The organism is Paenibacillus sp. p3-SID1389, assembly GCF_025151705.1.
In the GTDB taxonomy this organism is placed as follows: Bacteria; Bacillota; Bacilli; order Paenibacillales; family Paenibacillaceae; genus Fontibacillus; species Fontibacillus phoenicis.
Map to the genome: position 1 here is coordinate 1 of NZ_JALXVO010000041.1, position 21,182 is coordinate 21,182.

General features: G+C 54.1%; 25 protein-coding genes, 1 tRNA gene, 1 pseudogene and 1 riboswitch. Of the genes and pseudogenes, 18 read left to right on the plus strand and 9 right to left on the minus strand.

Features of this window, described 5'->3' with window-relative positions:
- Positions 1 to 112: 112 nt before the first annotated feature.
- Positions 113 to 186: transfer RNA gene (locus M3G15_RS15770), tRNA-Pro, on the plus strand.
- A 42-nt stretch (positions 187 to 228) separates the two neighbouring features.
- Here the strand turns inward: M3G15_RS15770 and M3G15_RS15775 are convergent.
- Entirely contained in the window at positions 229 to 627 is a 399-nt protein-coding gene (locus M3G15_RS15775) for a hypothetical protein (RefSeq protein WP_009224152.1), read from the minus strand.
- A gap of 98 nt (positions 628 to 725) precedes the next feature.
- On the opposite strand from M3G15_RS15775, the gene M3G15_RS15780 reads away from it, so the two are divergent.
- Together M3G15_RS15780 and M3G15_RS21780 are read left to right on the plus strand one after the other, a co-directional pair.
- The gene (locus M3G15_RS15780) at positions 726 to 911 is read left to right on the plus strand and encodes a hypothetical protein (protein ID WP_009224153.1); all 186 of its coding nucleotides are present in this window, start codon (positions 726 to 728) and stop codon (positions 909 to 911) included.
- Positions 912 to 1,007: 96 nt separating this feature from the next.
- The gene (locus M3G15_RS21780) at positions 1,008 to 1,115 is read left to right on the plus strand and encodes a DUF6199 family natural product biosynthesis protein (protein ID WP_483874605.1); all 108 of its coding nucleotides are present in this window, start codon (positions 1,008 to 1,010) and stop codon (positions 1,113 to 1,115) included.
- Positions 1,116 to 1,440: 325 nt separating this feature from the next.
- On the opposite strand, the gene M3G15_RS15790 is transcribed toward M3G15_RS21780, so the two are convergent.
- Positions 1,441 to 2,364: an FUSC family protein gene (locus M3G15_RS15790; protein WP_260071455.1), complete on the minus strand. Its 924-nt coding sequence runs from the start codon at positions 2,362 to 2,364 to the stop codon at positions 1,441 to 1,443.
- A gap of 221 nt (positions 2,365 to 2,585) precedes the next feature.
- Positions 2,586 to 2,688, plus strand: a riboswitch (TPP riboswitch).
- 114 nt (positions 2,689 to 2,802) lie between these two features.
- On the opposite strand from M3G15_RS15790, the gene M3G15_RS15795 reads away from it, so the two are divergent.
- The 4 genes from M3G15_RS15795 to thiH are packed head-to-tail and all read left to right on the plus strand — an operon-like array spanning position 2,803 to position 5,559.
- Positions 2,803 to 3,447, plus strand: coding sequence for a thiamine phosphate synthase (locus M3G15_RS15795; RefSeq protein WP_009224155.1), 645 nt, complete (start codon positions 2,803 to 2,805; stop codon positions 3,445 to 3,447).
- A gap of 5 nt (positions 3,448 to 3,452) precedes the next feature.
- On the plus strand, positions 3,453 to 3,656 hold the full coding sequence (gene thiS, locus M3G15_RS15800) for a sulfur carrier protein ThiS (RefSeq protein WP_016311405.1): 204 nt from the start codon (positions 3,453 to 3,455) through the stop codon (positions 3,654 to 3,656).
- A 4-nt stretch (positions 3,657 to 3,660) separates the two neighbouring features.
- Entirely contained in the window at positions 3,661 to 4,440 is a 780-nt protein-coding gene (locus M3G15_RS15805) for a thiazole synthase (protein WP_260071456.1), read from the plus strand.
- Between the two features lie 3 nt (positions 4,441 to 4,443).
- Entirely contained in the window at positions 4,444 to 5,559 is a 1,116-nt protein-coding gene (gene thiH, locus M3G15_RS15810; RefSeq protein ID WP_260071457.1) for a 2-iminoacetate synthase ThiH, read from the plus strand.
- Positions 5,560 to 5,627: 68 nt separating this feature from the next.
- Here thiH and M3G15_RS15815 read toward each other — a convergent pair whose 3' ends face one another.
- Both M3G15_RS15815 and M3G15_RS15820 read right to left on the minus strand, forming a co-directional pair.
- Positions 5,628 to 6,419, minus strand: coding sequence for a helix-turn-helix domain-containing protein (locus M3G15_RS15815; RefSeq protein ID WP_217808293.1), 792 nt, complete (start codon positions 6,417 to 6,419; stop codon positions 5,628 to 5,630).
- Positions 6,420 to 6,607: 188 nt separating this feature from the next.
- On the minus strand, positions 6,608 to 7,651 hold the full coding sequence (locus tag M3G15_RS15820; protein ID WP_009224159.1) for a YkvI family membrane protein: 1,044 nt from the start codon (positions 7,649 to 7,651) through the stop codon (positions 6,608 to 6,610).
- 154 nt (positions 7,652 to 7,805) lie between these two features.
- On the opposite strand from M3G15_RS15820, the gene M3G15_RS15825 reads away from it, so the two are divergent.
- Positions 7,806 to 8,630, plus strand: coding sequence for an AraC family transcriptional regulator (locus M3G15_RS15825; protein WP_260071458.1), 825 nt, complete (start codon positions 7,806 to 7,808; stop codon positions 8,628 to 8,630).
- Between the two features lie 154 nt (positions 8,631 to 8,784).
- Positions 8,785 to 9,945: a Gfo/Idh/MocA family protein gene (locus M3G15_RS15830; RefSeq protein WP_009224161.1), complete on the plus strand. Its 1,161-nt coding sequence runs from the start codon at positions 8,785 to 8,787 to the stop codon at positions 9,943 to 9,945.
- 29 nt (positions 9,946 to 9,974) lie between these two features.
- Here M3G15_RS15830 and M3G15_RS15835 read toward each other — a convergent pair whose 3' ends face one another.
- Positions 9,975 to 10,103, minus strand: a complete 129-nt coding sequence (locus tag M3G15_RS15835) for a hypothetical protein (protein WP_260071459.1) — start codon at positions 10,101 to 10,103, stop codon at positions 9,975 to 9,977.
- Positions 10,104 to 10,348: 245 nt separating this feature from the next.
- Between M3G15_RS15835 and M3G15_RS15840 the strand changes: the two genes are divergently transcribed.
- The 3 genes from M3G15_RS15840 to M3G15_RS15850 all read left to right on the plus strand — a co-directional run bounded on the left by M3G15_RS15840 (position 10,349) and on the right by M3G15_RS15850 (position 12,570).
- Positions 10,349 to 11,080 (plus strand): ThuA domain-containing protein, encoded by a 732-nt coding sequence (locus tag M3G15_RS15840; protein WP_009224162.1) that lies wholly within the window; start codon positions 10,349 to 10,351, stop codon positions 11,078 to 11,080.
- Complete coding sequence (locus M3G15_RS15845; protein WP_009224163.1) at positions 11,080 to 12,183, plus strand: Gfo/Idh/MocA family protein; 1,104 nt, start codon at positions 11,080 to 11,082, stop codon at positions 12,181 to 12,183. The genes M3G15_RS15840 and M3G15_RS15845 overlap by 1 nt, the downstream gene beginning before the upstream one ends.
- A 243-nt stretch (positions 12,184 to 12,426) precedes the next feature.
- Positions 12,427 to 12,570: a hypothetical protein gene (locus tag M3G15_RS15850; protein ID WP_009224164.1), complete on the plus strand. Its 144-nt coding sequence runs from the start codon at positions 12,427 to 12,429 to the stop codon at positions 12,568 to 12,570.
- 58 nt (positions 12,571 to 12,628) lie between these two features.
- On the opposite strand, the gene M3G15_RS15855 is transcribed toward M3G15_RS15850, so the two are convergent.
- Genes M3G15_RS15855 through M3G15_RS15865 form a run of 3 tightly spaced genes read right to left on the minus strand, consistent with a single transcriptional unit; the run spans position 12,629 to position 15,827 of the window.
- Positions 12,629 to 13,411: an SDR family NAD(P)-dependent oxidoreductase gene (locus M3G15_RS15855; RefSeq protein WP_009224165.1), complete on the minus strand. Its 783-nt coding sequence runs from the start codon at positions 13,409 to 13,411 to the stop codon at positions 12,629 to 12,631.
- A gap of 50 nt (positions 13,412 to 13,461) precedes the next feature.
- Positions 13,462 to 14,124: a bifunctional 2-keto-4-hydroxyglutarate aldolase/2-keto-3-deoxy-6-phosphogluconate aldolase gene (locus tag M3G15_RS15860; RefSeq protein ID WP_260071460.1), complete on the minus strand. Its 663-nt coding sequence runs from the start codon at positions 14,122 to 14,124 to the stop codon at positions 13,462 to 13,464.
- Positions 14,125 to 14,165: 41 nt separating this feature from the next.
- A complete protein-coding gene (locus tag M3G15_RS15865; protein ID WP_260071461.1) occupies positions 14,166 to 15,827 on the minus strand; it encodes a hypothetical protein in 1,662 nt (553 codons plus the stop codon).
- A 215-nt stretch (positions 15,828 to 16,042) separates the two neighbouring features.
- Between M3G15_RS15865 and kduI the strand changes: the two genes are divergently transcribed.
- The 6 genes and pseudogenes from kduI to M3G15_RS15895 form a co-directional block, all read left to right on the plus strand.
- Complete coding sequence (gene kduI / locus M3G15_RS15870; protein WP_036644622.1) at positions 16,043 to 16,876, plus strand: 5-dehydro-4-deoxy-D-glucuronate isomerase; 834 nt, start codon at positions 16,043 to 16,045, stop codon at positions 16,874 to 16,876.
- Positions 16,877 to 16,894: 18 nt separating this feature from the next.
- Positions 16,895 to 17,656 (plus strand): DeoR/GlpR family DNA-binding transcription regulator, encoded by a 762-nt coding sequence (locus M3G15_RS15875; protein ID WP_036644623.1) that lies wholly within the window; start codon positions 16,895 to 16,897, stop codon positions 17,654 to 17,656.
- A 33-nt stretch (positions 17,657 to 17,689) separates the two neighbouring features.
- Positions 17,690 to 18,442, plus strand: coding sequence for a 2-dehydro-3-deoxy-D-gluconate 5-dehydrogenase KduD (gene kduD, locus M3G15_RS15880; protein WP_009224170.1), 753 nt, complete (start codon positions 17,690 to 17,692; stop codon positions 18,440 to 18,442).
- A gap of 130 nt (positions 18,443 to 18,572) precedes the next feature.
- Positions 18,573 to 19,160 carry a bifunctional transcriptional activator/DNA repair enzyme AdaA gene (locus M3G15_RS15885; RefSeq protein WP_009224171.1) on the plus strand — a complete coding sequence of 196 codons (588 nt, stop codon included), beginning with the start codon at positions 18,573 to 18,575 and terminating at the stop codon, positions 19,158 to 19,160.
- 5 nt (positions 19,161 to 19,165) lie between these two features.
- Positions 19,166 to 19,702: a methylated-DNA--[protein]-cysteine S-methyltransferase gene (locus tag M3G15_RS15890; protein ID WP_260071462.1), complete on the plus strand. Its 537-nt coding sequence runs from the start codon at positions 19,166 to 19,168 to the stop codon at positions 19,700 to 19,702.
- A 98-nt stretch (positions 19,703 to 19,800) separates the two neighbouring features.
- A pseudogene (locus M3G15_RS15895) lies at positions 19,801 to 19,944 on the plus strand (radical SAM protein); the annotation flags it as partial.
- A gap of 113 nt (positions 19,945 to 20,057) precedes the next feature.
- On the opposite strand, the gene M3G15_RS15900 reads toward M3G15_RS15895, so the two are convergent.
- A complete protein-coding gene (locus M3G15_RS15900) occupies positions 20,058 to 21,038 on the minus strand; it encodes a sugar kinase (RefSeq protein ID WP_036644624.1) in 981 nt (326 codons plus the stop codon).
- Positions 21,039 to 21,182: the final 144 nt, after the last annotated feature.

Sequence of the window (21,182 nt, forward strand, 5' to 3'; positions counted from 1 at the left end):
CGTTGGTTCCTATTCCTTGCGTTCAAAATTTTTTCATCCGTTACCCTCTTTACAGTTTCGTCTAAAAGTGTATAATGTATTAATGTTTCCCCCAAATTATTAATATTGCTGACGAGACGTGGCTCAGCTTGGTAGAGCGCTTGCTTCGGGAGCAAGAGGTCGCAGGTTCAAATCCTGTCGTCTCGATTCTTATGACACCAATATCGCGGTCTTATGGCCGCGATTTTTTTATTGCGTTTTTAAGGCTGAAAGATCATTAACCAACCTCATGCACAACCCCTGAACGGTGAAGTTACTAAAACTGACCCCGTCCTCGCTTTCTAATACGATCCTAAGGAGCTGCCCCGCATTTATCTTCTGCCATGGAGTAGCAAATGACGTATTCCTATGCTCATGAATGAAGTCTTCGTGCATTTTTTTCTCATCTTCATTAAAGATGCTCTTAAGAACTTCCGGATGATCCACTTCAAAGCAAGCCACAATCCGATCAAATTTAACCTGAGCGTCGTTTCTAAGTTCCTCAAAGTTCGAAACGGGGATCTTCTTGGCTGAGTAGGTTTGAATAAGGAAATTCTCAACTTCTTGAAGAGAAGACTTCGTTGATTTATTTGGGGGGAGTTTGTTCATAGAGATCGGCTCCTAAACTCAATTTAAAAAAATGAATGCTCTTCAACGCGGTTCCAAGTATACTAATGTTAAAGGGTAACCCATAGGGAGGGATTACAGTGAATATGTGGGAGAAACAAGAGAAAGAAAAGTTTAAAGAGTATCAACGTAAGCCTTTCATCAATTTTGCGGATTCGATGAATCGTGCTGAAATCGGAGATTGGGACGCTTTAGCAAAAGGCGGCTTTTGGACCACTCTCGTCATCATCGTAGGACTCCTTCTTTTCTTCTCCTTTAGATTCTAACAGGCCAAAAACTGCTAGTGCACTCCTTTTTTACTGTATAAAAACAATCCTTGAAACAATTTCCGATACTTAACGTATTGTGTTTTAAGGTTAGTAATGGGAGTCTTTTTATTTTTATTTGTCCTTCTTGCTTTACTAAATATCTTTTTCCCGCGAATCTCTTGGTATATGAGCTATGGCTGGAAGAGGGCTCTGATCCACTAAAAGCCTTTGATTTTCATCAATCTCATCCAGCAACCCTTCTTTTTCATACTAGCGGATGTAGAGTCCGCCCCAGCGGGTTCACGGTTGCTTGGTGCCGGCGACGAAGGCATTCAGCTTCGCGAAATCGCTGCTGTCATCGGGCGGCAATTAAACGTGCCTGTGGTCAGCATCACACCGGAAGAGGCTGATGCCCATTTCGGTTTTCTTGGTGCCATCAGGACACTATTTTGCTTAAAAAAGCAGGGATGCCCCAGAAGCCTTTAACGGCTCTTGGGACATCCCCTTTCTACCTGTTCGTTAGAAAATCGTAGGCACCATACCCACGTTACGATATTTTAAGCTCCGCTTTCGTCTGGAAACGACCCCGCTCCTTAATCGGAAGCGGTAATCCCAGCTTCTGCAGCTCAGCGTATATCCAATCCGCGTGGTACTCATAGACGGTTTCGATCTTGTACTGCTGCTCTTCACTACGGTTTCCTACCTCTGCTGAGTCGCTCCGTTCATGATCGGCCTCGACCAGCAACAGTCGATGCTCGGCAAGCAGCTGCTGCAAAATCACCAAATGCTCATAGATATGGCGATAGGATTCAATTTCTTTGCCGATGTGCTCCATCGATTCGCTGAGATCTCGAGTCAGATGGAATTCCTCTTTGCAAAGCTGATAATATTTCTCCAGGCAACTTAGCTCCGCACGAAAACTCTCCAAATCGACGACTTCCCGGCACGTCGTGATCTGCCCGAATAAATCGGCCATCCGCTTAGCGACGGCTTTCCGCGCCTTTTCCAAATCGGCCTCATGCTTAGGGGGGAAGACGACCAAATTGACGATCACAGCAACAGCAATACCAACCAGTGTGTCCGTGATCCGGTTAATCCCATAAAAAATCGGACTTTCACCCGGCTGAAGATTTAACATAATGGCTAAAAAAACGATACACCCGATGGATATCGACTTATTCCATTTCAGCAAATTGCAGACATAGATCACGACGATGACGCCTAACGCGCAATACACCGCGTTCCCAGGCTCAATCATGGCGAAACCTGCACCCACGATCGCCCCAACAAACGTCCCCATCGTCCGATGTTTCCCGGCCGTAAATGAGTTGGTGACCGAATTTTCCATGGAAATGATCGTTGCGATCGCGGCGTAAAAAGGATACTCCAGGCGCAATAACGCTGCAACGATCACACACAAACAGATGGCTAGCCCTGTCTTGAGATTGCGTAAACCAATCGTCCATTTCAATCTCATCACTCCCCAATCAAGCTCCGACCGTATTATAGAGGATGTTTTTAATTCGCTTCAATTTAATTAAACATCACAAAACGGCTATTTTTGCGATAAATCGTGACATTTTCATGAAAATTTCTTGGAAACGGCTTAAAGCAGGCAGCTTAACACCAATCCAATTCAACGGTTGTAATTATCTGGATCCCCGTGTATAGTAAACATGACAATTCTAAATCGATCGACACTAGGGGAGCCGCAAGGCTGAGATGAATCGAAAGATTCGGACCCTTTGAACCTGAACGGGTTAAGACCTGCGTAGGGAAGTGGAGAGTAAAGCATACATGAACCGGAAAATAGGTCTATTTAGGCTTATACATTCTGTTGCTGAACTTAGCCCCCTCCTTACGGAGGGGGCTTTTTTGCATTGGATTTCTAACCTGAGAGGGGATGAATATGACGAGCCAAAAATTAACGCTAACCGCACCCGAACTGCATCTGATCTCCATCTCTCCCATCCACGTATCCGAACTGCTCAGGGTATCCCTCAAGGCCCTTCCCTACTTGGATTACATTCATGTGCGGGATAAGCAGCTCACCGCGAAAGGTCAGCTGGAGATCATTCAACAAATGTTCGAATCAGGCATTCCGCTGAACAAAATTGTCGTGAACGATCGGCTGGACGTGGCCTTGGCCGCGCGGGCAGTGAATGTCCACTTAGCCGGCCATAGTCTTCCGGTGGACTCCGCTCGTCCGTTAGCCAGCGGGATGCGCTTGGGCAGGTCGGTTCATTCGGTGGAAGAAACAGTGCAGGCCGCCGTAGATGGAGCGGATTATTGCCTGTTCGGACATGTGTACGATACCTCCAGCAAACCCGGACTTCCCGGCAGAGGGCTGGCGGCATTAACTGCTACGGCGAAGGCTTGCCCGGTTCCGATGATCGCCATTGGAGGCATCCGACCGGATCAAGCGGGAGAGATCATCCGCTGCGGCGCTCAAGGGATTGCCGTCATGACAAGGTTGTTTCATGCACCGGACCCGGCAGAAGAAGCCCAAGCTTACCGCAAGGCGATGCAAGCAGCTTGGCTGGAAAGGAGGTGAACCACGTGCAGGTTCGTCTGAATGGGAAAGAGACGACGATCAACGAAAGCTGTGTCACACTGGCCGATTTATTAGCAGAGCCCCCATGGAAGGACCGAAAGCTGTTGGTTGAACTAAACGGTACAGTTGTACGAAAGGAAGACTATGACGTGACCCCGTTATCGGATGGGGATCGTATTGAGCTAGTCCATTTTGTTGGGGGAGGTTGATCCTATGCAGGACTTATTCCATATAGGCGGCAAGGCGTTGTCCAGCCGTCTCTTTATCGGTACTGGCAAATATAACCGCAACACCTTAATTCCCGAAGTGATCGAACGTTCAGGAGCAGAAGTCATCACTGTCGCTTTAAGAAGAGTGAATCCCGATTGGGAGGAGGAAAATCTGCTGCATCATATTCCTCCACATATGACGCTGCTGCCGAACACTTCCGGTGCCCGCAACGCAGAAGAAGCAATCCGCATCGCAAGGCTGGCCAGAGCGGCGGATATGGGCAATTGGATTAAACTGGAGGTCATCCAGGATCAACGTTATTTGCTGCCAGACAACGTGGAAACCATTAAAGCAACCGAGGTATTGGCCGCAGAAGGGTTCGTTGTCCTTCCTTATATGAGCCCGGATTTGTCGGCTGCTCTCCGGCTAAGGGATGCAGGAGCCGCTGCCGTCATGCCGCTCGGTTCACCGATTGGCAGTAACCGCGGTCTGCGGACGAAGGAACTGATTCAGATCCTGATCGAGGAAGCAGGCCTGCCGGTGATCGTTGACGCCGGCATCGGTAAGCCGTCTGAGGCGGCGGAAGCGATGGAAATGGGAGCGGCGGCGGTCCTCTTGAACACAGCGATTGCGACCGCCCGTGATCCGCTGGGGATGGCCGAAGCGTTCCGCGCAGCCGTAGTGGCCGGCAGACTAGCTCATTTGGCCGGGCTGGGACCGGTGGAGCAAAACGCGGTAGCCTCTTCCCCGCTAACCGGATTTCTGGATGAAGTGGAGGCCTAAGGGATGAGCTTCTATGACAAAATCCAATCCTGGGAAGGCTTCCCCTTTCCACAGCGGCTTCAAGGTTACAGCGATGCAGATGTAAGGCGGGCGCTTAGCAAGCCTAAGCTTGATGCGGAGGATCTGCTAGCCTTGCTGTCACCAGCGGCTGATCGACATTTGGAGGAGATGGCCCAACGGGCACAGCAGATCACCCAAAGCCAGTTCGGGAACGTAATCCAATTGTTTACCCCGATGTATGTGTCCGATTATTGTGTGAACCACTGTGAGTATTGCAGCTTTAGTTCGATCTATGATTTTCCGCGAAAAAAATTAGACATGCAAGAGGTCGAACGGGAAGCTGAAGCGATTGCGGCAACCGGGATCCGTCATATCCTGCTGTTAACCGGTGAATCCCGCAAAGATTCCCCGGTCGAATACTTAAGAGACTGCGTGAAGGTGCTGCGCAATTATTTTTCATCCATCGGCATTGAGGTGAACCCGCTGTCTGTCTCCGAATATCAGGAGCTAGCTGCGGCAGGCGTAGACAGCCTGACGGTATTCCAAGAGGTCTACCACCGGGAAACCTATGCCAAGCTCCATATCAAAGGCCCCAAGCGCAATTATCGAAATCGGCTGGATGCCCCGGAACGCGGATGTGCTGCAGGTTACCGGGCCGTGAATATCGGGGCATTACTTGGCTTGTACGATTGGAGACAGGAAGCCTTCTTTGCCGCCATGCACGCGGATTATTTGCAAACCAAGTATCCAGGTTGTGAGATCAGCTTATCGATTCCGCGCTTCCGCCCTTTTCTCGGAGATTACGAACCGGATGCCCAGGTGACCGATCGGGCTTTGGTACAGGTGATGCTCGTCTACCGTCTCTTTCTGCCGCGGGCCGGGATCACCTTATCCAGCCGGGAGCCTGCCCGATTACGCGACAGGCTGGTTCACCTTGGCGTTACCAAGATGTCAGCCGGCGTATCCACGGCAGTTGGGGGCCATTCCCAAGGCGGAGGCACCCCGCAGTTTCAAATATCCGATGAGCGTAGCGTAGCCGAAATCCGGGAAATGCTCTATCAAAACGGACTGCAGCCTGTGTTTAAAGACTGGGATATCTTAGTCCCAACTGAAAGCTAGGGCGAACATCAATCGAGCCGGACCCTCCCTAATATCTAGGGAAATGTCCGGCTCATCTACTTATCCTATCAATGGAATAATGAAACGATCCATTCTGTCAGCGGTTTCCACATCTTTGGGTATTCCTGGTTGATCAAAGCCCTCACCTGTTCGGCCTGAACGTGGGTAAATTCGCCGTCTGGGATCGCCATTGAATAAGTTCCGCGTACAGCATCACCAATGGCGATGTGCCCGCTGGCATAACCTCCGACGGCAATCCTCGATGCGATCGCTAGGCCGCCAAAGGAATACACGCCCACGGCGAATCCGCCAAAAGCCAACACACCAACAGCGGCCCCTCCAGCTGCGATGAAACCGGCCGCAAAGCCGCCCAACGCCAGAATCAAGGCTAAGGCAATCGCAGCCAGACTTATCACCCCCGCCGCCAACACACCCAGACTTAAACCGCCAAGCGCAATGAGCCCCAGGGAGACAGCGCCGATGGAAATATTGCCGATCGCGATGATCCCTTTGGCCACGTACATCCCGCGCCCCACATTGATGTGCAGAAGCGGTACGCCAAACCAGGTTCTTTCACTTTTATATTCATAGTGATATCGATAGCGGAACATCGCCGATCCATTTGATTCCGGAGGAAGCTCCCTTTTTTCCGTTGGCACTCCCCGGACCAAATGATCCATGCTAACCTCAAACAATTCGCATAATGCGATCAGTTTATCCGTTTCCGGGTATGACTGACCCGACTCCCACTTCGAAACCGCTTGGCGTGATACGCCGATCGCTTCCGCCAGTTTTTCCTGGGACATTCCTTTTTGTCTCCGATAGTTCTGCAGCTTATCTGCAAAATCCATATTCTTCATCACCCCGCCTCCATCATAGCTGCTCCTCCGTCACCGATCGACCAAGCGAAGTTGGCAATCTGTCAACTACAGGTTGCGAATCGCTAAATACCAGCTTTATTGCTCGGGAAATAGTCGATTTTCCTAAGTATAAACGAGCCGGGAAATCGGTTCCGTGATATTTTCAGCAGCACATGGAAACAGGAAGCTTAACGAAGAGGCAACCGCCGGAACGCCAATAAAATAAGCAGCAGCATCCCAATATATCCAAACATGGGGTACAGGTATGTTAATAAGGAAGCAAAACCAGCCTGGCTAATCACAAAGCAAGCAACTAAGATGATCAGCATGGTCATGTTTTTGGGCACCTGATAGAGGCTTTGCAGCTGTCGCGTGACGCCAAAGACATTGCCGATCAGGGTCGTAAATATCTCGCCATAGAGCACTAACAGAAACAGCACATGCAGAAACGGGCCGAGGTCGCGGACGATGACCGCCATCGGAATCTCGTAACTAAGCATTTCAGGCATCCGGGAATTCAAAGCAATATGGTAAATCAACAGCATAGAGCCAAGCCCGATACCACCCCAAAAGCCGCCCCATTTTAATGTACTCTCCTCCTGAACCTCGCTCCCCAGCGGAATCAACACAGCCTGGATAAAAGCAAAGTTGAGGGCAGCATACACAAATGGGCTCAGCACCCACTTGTAACTTTCCAGTTGTTGCAGCTGGAAGCCGTTGATCCCGAACAGACCTTCCGGCTCAATCGCGCGGAACGCAATCAAGCTCGTAAATAGAAGAATCATCGGCACAACCAGCACATTCACAACCACGATACCGTTCATCCCCTTTGTCATCACCAGATAGCTCAAGACGATACTCACGATGATCCCGAGTTGATAAGGCAGCTGAAGCTGCTCGGCAAAGATCGAACCGGTACCGGATAGCATTACGGCGGTAACCCCCAGCAGGATCAGCAGGGTCAGGAAGTTGGCAACCTTGCCGAACAGGCGGCCAAACAGATGATCATTAAATTCCTGGTAAGAAAATGCTTGTATTCGATGGGCATAGATCATCATTTTCGTCCCCAACCACATGAAGAGCAACGTCGAAATGATAATCCCTGCGGCGCCAACCGAGCCATAAAGGGTAAAAAATTGCATAATCGATTGTCCCGAAGCAAAACCGGCGCCGACCACCGTACCGATGTAGGTAACGGCAATTTGAAATATTTTGACCCATCGATCATTCATATTGCCACCTTCATTTCCATTTTTTGAATTCTCCCAATTTCATCCTATGTCCAAGCTCTTCCATCTATTCTTGAAACAAAAAAGAGGAATCTCCCGCCAAAATGCAGTACATTTAGGAGGGAATGTGATTTTAACGACACGGAGGGATCTAAAAGTGAAATCGTTCTATCAAAATTGGAAATTGGATCCCGAGCTTCCGATGGATATCTACCAGAGCACGAACATTACGTTTTATCCTCATTTCCATGCTGAAATCGAGTTTATTTATGTCCTCTCCGGCACCATCCGGATTGGGGTTAATGAAGAAATCCGCCTGCTTCGGCAAGGCGACATGGTTATCTGCGGCAGCAACGATATCCACTATTTTGACAGCCGAGAGTTGGAGTCGGAAATTATCATTCTGATCTGCAAACCGGAGTGGATCACGATGACAAAAAGCTGGCCGTCCGACTTTCGCTTCGCCTCACCTTTTATTCCGGCAGGTACTCCGGGGCTCGAAACAGTGAAAACGATCCTGGACGAGCTAATTCGGGAAAAAGACGAAAAGAAACCTGGCTATCCCCTGCTGCTGAAAGCCGGCATCTTAAAGCTGTGCGGCAGTCTGCAAAGGGCGGTGGACACGCTGCCGATGGACCGTACCACCAAGGAGAAGTACGAGTCCCGCCGGGCGCGGATGCAGCAAATTTTGTCCTATATCGAGGACCATTACCGGGAGGAATTAAACGTGAAGGTGATGGCGAAACGTTTTTCCATGGAGCCCTCCCATTTCAGCCGTTCCTTCAAAGCCGCCATCGGCATGAATTTCAAAACTTATCTCAACACGGTTCGCGTCCTAAGCGCCGAACATCAGCTGCTGACCAGCGATCTCAGTATTATGGAAATCGCTCTGGAGTGCGGCTTCAGCAGCATTCGTACGTTTAACCGCGTGTTTAAGGAGCTGCGGGGCACTGTCCCTTCCAGCCTGCGCCCATCCCGATAGCTGAACGGGTACCTGCAGAGAATGGGAAAACGCATATTTTGTCCATACATACGCATAAACTGGCGAGAGATCGCAAGGAAATCTAATTATAATGGGGTTGAAAAAGTAAAATTTAAAAAAACTTTTGACTACACCCGCGAAACGGAGGAATTCGATGAACCCGCTGCGAGTTGGAATGATCGGTTACAAGTTTATGGGCAAAGCCCACAGCAACGCCTATCGGGCGCTGCCGATGTTTTTCCCCGACGCTTTAAAGCCGGAGATGGCTGTATTATGCGGCCGTAACGAAGAAGCGGTGCAAGAGGCGGCCAATCGTCTGGGCTGGCGCGAAACGACCACGGATTGGCGAGCGCTCGTCGCCAGAGACGATATCGACCTGATCGACATCAATGCCCCCAGCGACGCCCATAAGGAAATCGCACTTGCGGCAGCTCAGGCGGGAAAGCATATTTTTTGCGAGAAACCGTTAGCGCTTACATTGCAGGATGCCCGGGAGATGCTTGCTGCGGCCGAAGCTGCCGGCGTCGCTCATATGGTTGGCTTCAACTACCGCTTCTCGCCGGCTGTCCGGTTGGCTAAGGAGCTGGTACAGAGCGGCCGGCTTGGCCGGATCTACCATTTCCGGGCCTGGTTCCTGCAGGATTGGGTCATGGACCCGTCCTTCCCGCTGGTTTGGCGGCTGCAGAAGGACATTGCTGGATCGGGGGCGCATGGAGATCTAGGGGCCCATCTGATCGATCTGGCCCACTATCTGGTTGGAGACATCCAGGAAGTGATCGGCATGAGCGAGACGTTTATCAAGGAACGGCCGCTCGCTGAGAATATGACCGGCCTTAGCGCCAAAAGCAGCGCAGATGCGCCGAAGGGGCCGGTCACGGTCGATGACGCCACGCTGTTCCTGGCCCGGTTCACCAACGGCGCGCTAGGCAGCTTTGAGGCAACGCGGTTTGCCGCCGGCCACCGCTCGACCAATGCTTTTGAAATCAACGGCAGCCTGGGCAGCGTGAAATTCGACTTCGAGCGGATGAATGAGCTTGAGGTGTACTTCACCTCCGACGACGCCGATGTCCAGGGCTTCCGGCGCGTACTTGCCACCGATCCGGCCCACGCTTATGCCGAAGCTTGGTGGCCGCCGGGGCACACGATCGGGTTCGAGCATACGTTTACGCACGAGGTGCTGGAGCTGACTTCGGCCATTCGCGAAGGCCGTGGGCCTGTGCCGAGCTTCCGTGAAGGCGTTCAATGCCAGGCCGTGCTGGAAGCGGTGGAACGCTCGATTGCGGAGCGGCGCTGGGTCGGCATTTCCGAAATGTGATAGGCACCGGGTCATGGGGGTGTGGCCGTTTAGGCCGCGCCGGATTGCAGGTGGGTCCGCGGGTATTGCGGAATGCGGCACATTCTGCTGGGGTCCACGGAATGCGACCCGTTCCGCGGGGTGACCTGCGGAATCGGTCCCCATCCGGCATCCCACATCCGGTGTTCCCCATCCAGCGGCCTAACGGACCACAGCGACCTTATTCGTCTATTTCCCGGCTATTTCCCGCTGTAACGGACTCCAATGACCTTATGGAGCGATTGTGGCGAACGTTCAGCTGCTTTTTCCCGAAATAAGGTCTCCTCAGTCCGTTAGAATTCGCAGATGTACAAGCGTAAGTCGATAACGTCTCTGGTGTCCGTTAGCTTTTTAAACAATTTATCAGGAGAGAAGGAATCGAGAAATGAAAAAAGCATTAATCGTCTGGGGCGGCTGGGACGGACATGAGCCGGAGCAGGTTGCTGGCATCTTCGCTGGCGTTTTGCGAGAGCACGCCTTTGAGGTGGAGGTCTCCGATACGCTGGAGGCTTTTGCCGATGCAGAAAAGCTCCTGGGTCTTGATCTGATTGTCCCGGTGTGGACGATGGGAACGATCGCTCAAGAGTTGGTTAATAACGTATCCGCGGCGGTACAGGCCGGAACCGGATTGGCTGGCTGCCACGGAGGGATGTGTGATTCGTTCCGCAACAATGTCGATTGGCAATTTATGACCGGCGGACAATGGGTGGCCCATCCGGGTAATGACGGAGTCGAGTACAAGGTAGAGATTATCGCCAATTCCAGCCCGCTGGTGGAGGGGATCGAAGACTTTTACGTCAAAACGGAGCAGTATTACCTGCATGTCGATCCTGCCGTTGAAGTGCTGGCCACCACCCGCTTCCCGGTCGTTGACGGGCCTCATCGCCTGAATAAGCCGGTGGATATGCCGGTTGTCTGGACCAAACGCTGGGGGGTTGGACGAGTGTACTATAACTCGCTGGGACATCACGCCGACATCGTCGACCTGCCTCCGGTGAAGGAAATGATGACCCGCGGGATGCTGTGGGCGGCGGAAGGCAAACGGCTTGCCGTCGAGTCTCTAGGTGAAAATGCGCTGAGTCACAGCAATTATACGGGCATGGGGGACAGCCAATAATGGACAAAATCAAAGTAGGAATTATCGGCTGCGGCAAAATCAGCGGTATCTACATGGAAAATTGCGCAAAGTTCGAGGCGCTCGAACTCGTAGCCTGCGCCGATCTCGACCTGAACCGGGCGCAGGAGCAGGCCAAGCAATATAACGTCCCCCGTGCTTGCACGGTCGACGAGCTGCTGCAGGATCCTGACATCCAGATCGTGATAAATCTGACGATTCCGGCGGCCCATGCCGAGGTTTGCCTGAAAGCGCTGGAAGCCGGCAAACATGTATACGTGGAGAAGCCGCTGGCTGTGACCCGCGAGGAAGGCTTGGCCGTTCTCGCAGCGGCCCGCGAGCGCGAGCTGATGGTTGGCAGCGCGCCGGAAACGTTCTTTGGTGCCGGAATCCAAACGGCACTGAAGCTCATCCAGGACGGGGCGATCGGCCGGCCGGTCTCGGCAGCGGCGTTTATGATGAGCCGCGGCCATGAGTTTTGGCATCCGGACCCGGAATTTTATTACGCCAAAGGCGGCGGCCCGATGTTTGATATGGGCCCCTACTATTTGACCGCACTCATCCAGCTGCTGGGTCCTATTAAGCGGATCGCCGGTATGACCGGCAAAGCGCTGGAGCAGCGCACAATCACCAGCGAGAAAAAGTACGGGCAAAAGATTCAGGTCGAAGTCCCGACCCATGTCACGGGCACGCTGGAGTTTGCGCAAGGCGCTATTGCTACGCTCACGACCAGCTTTGATATTTTTGGCGGCAGTACGTTACCGCCGATCGAAATCCACGGGACGGAAGGCACCTTGCTCGTTCCCGATCCTAACTCCTTTGGCGGCCCGGTGAAGCTCCGCCGGATCGGCGAGGAAGCCTGGACCGAGGTGCCGCTCCTGCCCGGCTACGCCGAGAACAGCCGCGGCATCGGCCCGGCCGATATGGCCAGCGCTTTACTGCACGGGCGTCCGCACCGCGCCACCGGCGAGCTTGCCTACCATGTGCTTGAGGCCATGTGGGGCTTCCACGATGCTTCCGATGCGGGAAGCTACTATGAAATGCAGAGCACTTGCACCCCGCCGGCAGCGTTGCCGCTGGATCTAAAGCCGTATCGGCTCGACTAACCGGACACCGGCACTAAGCCAAAACGAAACGCCAAGAAACCCCGACCAGATCAAGTTCGGGGTTTCTTTTTTTTGCGAATAGTCCAATCTCTGCACCCCATATCGTTGTTGAACAGCGATGATGGAGAGGAATGGGGAGAACGATGGCTGAGCGAATACAACAACCCTTTATTTTTGTGTCGATCCGGGCATCAACAACGATTCGTAATTTCATTATTCTGGATCTGATCACCGGAAATCGGGTTGTACTACCTGATCAAGCTGGCGACCGCCAGCGTGCTGCTGGGCTCAATGGGAAGCGCCGTGGGAACAGAGGTCATGAAGCGGATTCCCGTGATGAGGCTGTTCCAAATGAATCGCAGCATCATGCCTGTAAAAAAAGGCTGACCGCCGACTCACCGGCGATCCGCCTTTTTTCATCCGGCGGGTTCCACCCCGCCGAGTATTACAACACCGCCGACGTACCGCCGTCGATGTTGACCGCTGTGCCCGTCACATATGACGCCGCTTCGGACACCAGGAAGGCGATGACCTTCGCCGCCTCCTCCGCCTGACCGATTCGGCCTAGCGGGATGCCATGGCGAGGATCCGTTGCAAATTGCTCCCAAGTGAGCTCGGGCGCGGTTTGACGCCATTTCCGTTCGATTTGGTCGCTGCGGACAAGCCCGATGCACACCGCGTTCACGCGGATTCGGTCGGCCGCCAAATCCTTGCTCATCGCCTTCGTTAACGCCAACCCCGCTGCCCGGCTGACCGATGTTGGCAATGAGGAAGCCCCAGGTGTTTTGCCGCCTATGGCAGTGACGTTCAGAATCGCTCCGCCCCCCGCTTTACGCAGATGGGGGAGCGCTGCCCGGGAGAAATTCACCGCGCCAAGCAGCTTCAGGTCCAAGTCCGCGCCCCAAGCTTCGGCCTCCACCTTCTCAAACGGGGCCGCCGCCGAGGTGCCTGCATTATTTACGAGAATATCGAGTCCGCCAAAATGCTTGGCCGCCTGCTCGACAACCCGGCGGGCGTCATCGCCCGAAGTGACGTCGGCGACAAGGACAAGCGGTTCCGTCCCCGTCTTCTCGCGGATGGCTGCAGCCGCTTCCTGCAGCGGCCCTTCGTTCCGCGCCACGATGGCGACCTGGGCGCCTTCCGCAGCCAACGTGAGGGCGGTTGCCAGCCCAATGCCTTTGCTGCCGCCGGTAATGATTGCCCGTTTCCCTCTCAATCCAAGATCCACGCGAATCCCTCCTCGACGATATTTTTATGATCAACGTGTATTGATTAGGATCATCCTTTGGCCTTCAGATACTCCGCTTTATAAGCAGCGGCTTTCTGGGCGATCAACGACAGATCGTTGCGTTTCACCGCTTCGTTTGTCAAATCCGAGCCGATCCCCACAGCGACCGCGCCCGCTTGGATCCATTCGCCGAGGTTCGCCAGCGAGACCCCGCCGGTTGGCATAATATTTGCCTGCGGCAACGGCCCTTTGATCGCCTTGATCATCGACGGGTCGTACAAATTGCCCGGGAACAGCTTCACGATGTCCGCCCCCAGCTCCAGCGCCTCCTGGATTTCCTTGATCGTCATACATCCAGGCATGACCGGGATCCGGTACCGGTTACACAGCATCACCGTGTCACGATTCAAGGAAGGCCCAACGACGAACTGAGCGCCGCTTAAGATCGCAGCCCGCGCCGTTTCGGGATCCAGCACCGTGCCCACGCCGATGATCGCATAACGGGATTCGTCCTGGGCGTCCCAGCTGTATTTACGCACCAATTCCTCGATCGCCCGCAAAGCAAACGGAACCGTCATCGTCACTTCGATGACCTTAATCCCGCCGGCAATGGCCTGCTCGGCCATTTGTACGACTTCCTCCGGGGTTTCTCCGCGCAGGACGGCGACAACGCCTTCCTGTACGATTTTTTGCACAAGCTGCAGCTTCTTCATTCCCTAACCCTCTTTCTCCTAATCGTTGTACTTTTTGCCCCTTACAATGAAAAAGAATACGACTCCAAATCCACACGCTCGCCGTTTACCCATCGATCCCCTGGAAGCCCGGGACCTTTGACGCTTAGAGTAAGCTGGACTCCCTCGGCATAGGTGGTATAGGAGGCATCGATCCGACCGGTCCTATCGTCGGCTGTGAAGCGTGGGGCGTGGGACTTCATAGTTAATACGAAATCGTCTAGACCCGCGATTCCCCGCTCGCCTGCTTCCGGAAGGCCCATCGCTTCCACCACAACACCAACGTAGCGGCCTTCCGCCTCGACCTGGAGATAGCCGTCCCGCTCCCGCACCTGATAATCACTCGACACATATACGGCAAAAAACGTCTCTTCAACCTTTCCGAATATACCATTCGCTGTAAATCGCCATTCTCCTTCCGGAAGCACGCCATTGACCTGCCCAGGCACACCCTCCGGCAGCGGGTAGACCGCCACCACGACGTTGTGATAATACAACACTTCCGTCCATTCGCTCTGATGGCGCGGGTCGTAGCCGCTAAGATCATACCCTTTGCCGGGATGGAAAAAATACAGCTGATTTCCTTTCTCCCCGCGGACCGGCAAGCTGTACAGCCAACGTAGCTGCTCATTGTCGAATTCCTCGACTCTCTCCCACAGCCCACCTGCCGCGAAGTGGTTGGTCAGATAGGCATAGGAATGCAGCCGCTGCTTGACGCCGCCGATCTCCTTGAGGATGGCCGCCTTGGACTCGGCAGGCTTACTTCGCTCCAATGCCCGCAGCCGAGCTGACGCAGGAGCTTCATAGAATAGAAGCCCGGCATACTCGGTGCGCGGCATCGCTTCCGGCAGCTCGAAATCGCCGAATTGCACATAATCGTGCAGCACGTTCGCATCCCGCGGCGCATCATGCAGCCAACCGCGGGCATGGGCACCAACCCATGCTCCCTTGAAATAATAGGTGGCCCGAAGGGTCCATAGATGATTTAACATCTCAGACAGCTCGGCCTTTACCTCCGCATCGCCCATCAGCGCCCAAGCGCAGGTGAACGCCTGAACCCAGTGCCAAAACCACGGCAACGCGCCGTATTCGGCCATACCCTCAAGCCGTAAACGGGCCAACGTTTGCCGTAAGCATTCCCTGCCGTCCGCGAACAATGTCGCATCTCCGTAACGCTGCCCCAAGATCAGCTTCGCGGCCGTATACTTCGCCTCATGATGGTTGTATTCCCGTAAAGGTTTGCGATAGAAGCCGCTGCGATAGACATGCGACAACGCGTCCTCGAAGCGGGCGGCCAACTCCGGGCTCAGCTCTTCCCCATAGCTGTGCATGAAATACGCCATCAAGCTGCCCATGAGCTCAACCGGGAGCACATGCGGCTTGGCCCGCTCCGGTGTCGGATCCAATCCGAGCGGCCAGTGTCCATATGTCGGGCTGGACGTCTCCTGGTCCTGCAGCTGAAGCACGCGCAGCAGCACCCGCTCTGCCAGCCGCCGGCCTTCCGTCCGATCAAACGGCGGCGTTTCGTCCGGATCTACGGCGGCAGCAAATAAATAGGAGGCGTAATAATAGTTGTCCCGGATATCGCCATGAAACCACAGTCCGCTGTCCAGAAGCGGCTGCCGCCAGGCGGTTGCTGCGGCTTTTCGGACGATTGTCTTCATTCGAGCTTGATACAGACTCATCAAAACGTACCCCTTCCCCCACATCCTACCATGGTTCCCTCAGCTGCTTAAAGCCGGTGAATCCACGATTTCCTACGGTAAACTTCCGAATTCCGGCATCTTCATCCTAGATGGAGCAATATGGTGTGCCCTCTTGCCAAATGAACCTAAATGGATTAATCTGAACGTATATGAACATTATACACCAAAATGAACGTGTAAAGGAGAGATTTTACATGGAACGTCGTTACGCTTCGCATCCCCAAGAGGTCAAGCAATTTGATACCGACCGTTTACGCAAGGAATTCCACATTCCTACCTTGTTTACGCCGGATCGATTGGAGCTGGTGCTCACGCACGAAGACCGGCTGATTATCGGCGGCGCGGCTCCGGTGCAGCAGGATGTCAAACTGGAAACGGATCTCAAGGAGCTAGGCGTCTCCTACTTCCTCGAACGGCGCGAGCTTGGAGCCATTAATGTTGGCGGACCGGGATCCATTATTGTCGACGGAACGGAATACGAGCTGAACAACAAGGATTGCTTGTACGTCGGCAAGGGCTCGCGTGAAGTGATTTTCCGAAGCAAGGATGCCTCGAAGCCAGCGAAGTTCTATTTGAATTCGGCACCGGCCCACAAGGAATTCCCTACGGCAAAAACAACGCTGGCAGAAGCGGAATCCGGAGCGCTTGGTTCGATCGAAAATTCCAATGAGCGCACGATTCACCGGTTCATCCACGAGAACGGCATTCAAAGCTCCCAACTCGTGATGGGGATGACTCAGCTCAAGACCGGCAACATGTGGAATACGATGCCTGCCCATGTCCATCCGCGCCGGATGGAGGCTTATATGTACTTCGATCTGGCAGAGGACGCTGTCGTCTTCCACCTGATGGGCGAGCCCAACGAAACCCGGCATATCGTTGTGCGTAACGAGCAAGCTGTCATCTCGCCGAGCTGGTCGATTCACAGCGGGGTAGGAACCAGCAATTATACGTTTATTTGGGGCATGGCCGGCGACAACAAAGCTTATGCGGACATGGACGCCGTTCCGATGAAAGACTTGAGATAAGAAAGAGTGAAAGCTTGCATGAATCCAATTCGACGTTATGAAAAAATTATGGAGGTTCTGCTGACGCAAAAGGAAGTGACGGTGGCAGAATTAAGCGAAAGCTTGGGCGTGACCGGCAAGACGATCCGGGAGGATCTCGCCAAGCTGGAGGAGCAAGGGCTGCTGGTGCGCGTACACGGCGGAGCAATGCTCGCCCAAAGCGACCAGTACGGCATTTTGCCGTCCAAAGAGCCGCTGACCAAGCATGCGGAGGAGAAAAGGGACATCGCCCGCCTCGCCCTCAATCACATTCAAGAGGGTGATATCCTCGCACTGGACGGGGGCAGCACGACGCTGGAGATCGCCCGGCGGTTAGAGAATCGCCCGCTTACCGTTGTCACGAACGACGTGTATATCATCAGCGAGCTGGCGGCCAAAGACCAGATTCGTCTGGTCGTCCCCGGAGGCTACCGCGTCCGCAACATGCTGGCCGGTCCCGAATCGGCGGCGTACGTGCGTCAGTTGAATATCCAGAAAGCCTTTATCTCGGCAACCGGCATCCATCCGGAACACGGACTGTCGATTTATACCGGTGATTTGATCGACTTCAAGCGGGCTTTGATCGAAACGTCCCGCGAGGCGATCGCCGTCTTAAACCATCAAAAGTTCGGGCAGACGGCGCTCCGCACCTTCGCCTCGCTGAGCGAGATCTCGCGTATCCTCACCGATCGGGGCCTACCCGCAGAGTCCGCGCTACCGTATGAACGTGCCGGCGTAACGATCGAATACGCAACCAAATAAACGAAAGCGGATTGATGGGAGGAGCGTACACTTATGAAATTATTTGATTTAACGGGCAAAACTGCCCTCGTCACCGGAGCCTCCGGCGGACTGGGCCAGGGGATTGCGGTCGGACTGGCCGAAGCCGGGGCCGACGTCGTATGCGTCTCTCGCACCAGCAGTGCTGAAACGGTCAGCCAAATTACAGCCTTAGGCCGGAAAACGACGGAAATCGTTGTCGACCTCAGCGAGCATGACAAGCTGCAGGAAACCTTTGATGAAGCGCTCCAATTAACGGGGGCGGTCGACATTCTGGTAAACAACGCCGGAATTATTCGCCGGACACCAGCGAAGGATCACAGCGAAAAGGATTGGATCGACGTCATCCAACTGAACTTGAACACCGTGTTCTTGCTCTCGCAGATCGCCGGACGCCATATGATTGAACGCGGCAGCGGCAAAATCATTAATATCTGCTCGATGCTCTCCTACCAAGGCGGGATCAACGTGCCCGGCTATACGGCCAGCAAGCATGGGGTCGCCGGCTTAACGAAGGCATTCGCCAACGAATGGGCTTCCTATGGCGTACAGGTGAATGGCATCGCACCCGGCTACATGGTAACGGACAATACCGCGCAAATCCGGGCCGACGAGAACCGGAGGGCTTCGATCACGGATCGGATTCCTGCCGGGCGTTGGGGAACGCCGGAGGATCTAAAAGGGCCGGCCGTCTTCCTCGCCTCCGCCGCCTCAGACTATATGAACGGCCATATCCTTTGCGTTGATGGAGGATGGATGGCGCGGTAATATCATCGAATTTCGCCTGCCTTATTGGCAGGCTTTTTCTATGATGGGGCATTTCGTAATCTTGCTTTTCCTTTCGCTTCCCGTGGCGCCGTGATCTTGATCAAGGTATACTAGGGCTGGGGGTGAAGCCATGACAATCCATACCGGGTCCCGGACTTACCAGACCGCAAACGATGCCCAGTGGCAAGCGATTCTCGCCAATGATGCTGCACAGGACGGCCAATTCTTCTACGCGGTGGTCAGCACGGGCATCTTCTGCCGCCCGTCCTGTAAATCAAGGCCGCCTAAGCGGGAGAACGTTCTCGTCTTTGCTACTGCGGAGCAAGCGCGTGCTGCCCATTTCCGCCCCTGCAAACGCTGCAAGCCGGAAGGACAGCGGTTGCCAGATCAGGAATGGGTCGAACAGATCGCGGACTATATCAACCGCCACTACCAAGACAAGCTCACCCTGGAGACGTTGGCTGAAGCGTGCCACGGCAGCCCGTACCATCTGCAACGAACGTTCAAACGGGTCATGCGAATGACGCCAACGGAATACCTGGTGCGACGGCGAATCGATGAGGCGAAGCACGCTTTGGCTGAATCTGAATCGCAGCGGACCGTTGCTGAGATCGCCCAAGAAGTGGGGATTGGCAGCGCCGCCTATTTGATCACCCTGTTCAAGAAAATCACCGGCATCACGCCTAACGAATACCGCAAAATGCAAACGGAGGTGTAAGCTCCATGACAATCGTTCAGTCCCCGCCGTTATACTGGTCACAGCTCCAGGAACCTGCTTGGAGCCTATATCTCGCCGCTACCGAACAAGGCCTGGCGTTCGTTGGCTCATCCGGCGGTTCTTTTGAGGAGCTGACCGCCTGGGCGGGCCAACGTTTCCCCGGCCGTCTGCTTGCGCAAGATGACCGCCAGCTGGCTCCCTATGCTTCCGAGCTGGCGGCCTATTTTCGCGGTGAACTCCAACGTTTTACCCTCCCTTTCGACTTGCACGGAACTCCGTTCCAGCAAGACGTCTGGCAGGCGTTATGCTCGATTCCGTTCGGGCAAACCCGCTCTTACTCCGACATTGCTGAGTCGATCGGTAAACCCGCTGCCGTCCGTGCAGTAGGCACGGCGATTGGGGCGAATCCGCTGCTTATCACGATTCCATGCCATCGCGTGATCGGCAAGAACGGGGCGCTTACCGGCTACCGCGGCGGCCTGGAGATGAAGATGCGGCTGCTGGAGCTGGAACATGCCGCTTTAGGCGGAGGCGGGCGGTGAATCCCAACGGCCACCCGCGGGTAGCTGCCGCCTATATGACGCCCAAGACACTGCTTAATATAGGGACCGGATTCCTGTCCCACTACTCTCATTCGCTGAGGCTGGGCATCCGCTCGATCTATGAACAGCTGGGCCTCGAATCCTGGTATTCACCGGACGCCTACCGAATCGTGTATGAGCGCCTGCTGCAAGTTTTTCCCGATCATCAAGTATTTCTTAGTCAGGAGGGGTTCGCCCCATAAGTAAGCAAAACCGCCGGAGACGAGGCTCCCGCGGTTTTATCATTACCTAAGAAAATGATCACGTTAACATTAAAGCCCAAACGACAACCGTTCACAGCAAAGGATCCAGCCCTTTACCGCTCCACATGCCCTTTGCCGGACAAGAGACGTTCAATCTCCGCCGCACTTGGCAACCCTTCCCAGTCACCAACAGCCTGAATGACCTGAGCGCCAACCAGATTCCCCAGGCGAACGGCCTCAATCATGCTGTACCCGCGTACGACTCCAGCCAGAAATCCGGCGCAAAATCCGTCGCCCGCTCCCACCGTATCAATCACCTGTTCCACTTTAAAATACGGCACCGGGTTCAGCTGCCCTTGCTCCAGCACGTAGGTGCAGTCGTCTCCGCCTTTGATGATACTGATCGCAGACAACTCCTGCAGCTTGCCGATGATCGTATCCATCGAATTTGTCTCGTACAACAGCTTTAACTCATCCAGTCCCGGCAGGAAATAATCCGCTTTCATCGCCAGCGGCAGCAAAACCTTACGCGCGTCCTCAATGCTCCACAGCTTCAATCGCAAGTTCGGATCGAAGCTCACCTTCACCCCATGCCGCTTGGCGATATCCACCGCCGCATGGGCCGTTTCCACGCAAGAAGCGCTAAGCGCCGGCGTAATGCCCGTCAGATGCAGGACCTTGGCTCCGGCGATGTACGATTCGTCCAGATGCTCCGGTCGCATGAAGCTGGCCGCAGATAACTTGCGGTAGTAATAGACCGAGCTTTTGCCCGCCACGTTCTCCCGTACCATCATGCCCGTAGGGGCTTCATCCGTCAACATCGCACGGGATACGTCAACGCCTTCGCCGCGGATCGCCTTCAGGATACGCCGGCCAAACGGATCGTCCCCCAGGCGGCCGCACCATCCGGAAGTTTGGCCCAGCCGTGCCAATCCGATCGCTACATTGGACTCCGCTCCCCCAAACGATGGAGAGAGAGCGCTTGCATATTCGAGCCCTTTGCCCCCTTCCGCGATCAATAAAGCCATGCTTTCGCCAAAGGTGACCACCTCGGGGCTTCCCGGGTTCGGACGAGATTCACTTAACTGCTGCATGTTCAGATTCACACCTTCTTTTGGAGTCAATTTACTACCATTATCTCATGTCCGGACTCGGAAAACTATCAAAAAAAAGCCAATCCATCGATTCGGGTTGCCCCGGATGAATCGGCTATGTCCTAGCAAAACTGGACCTTATGT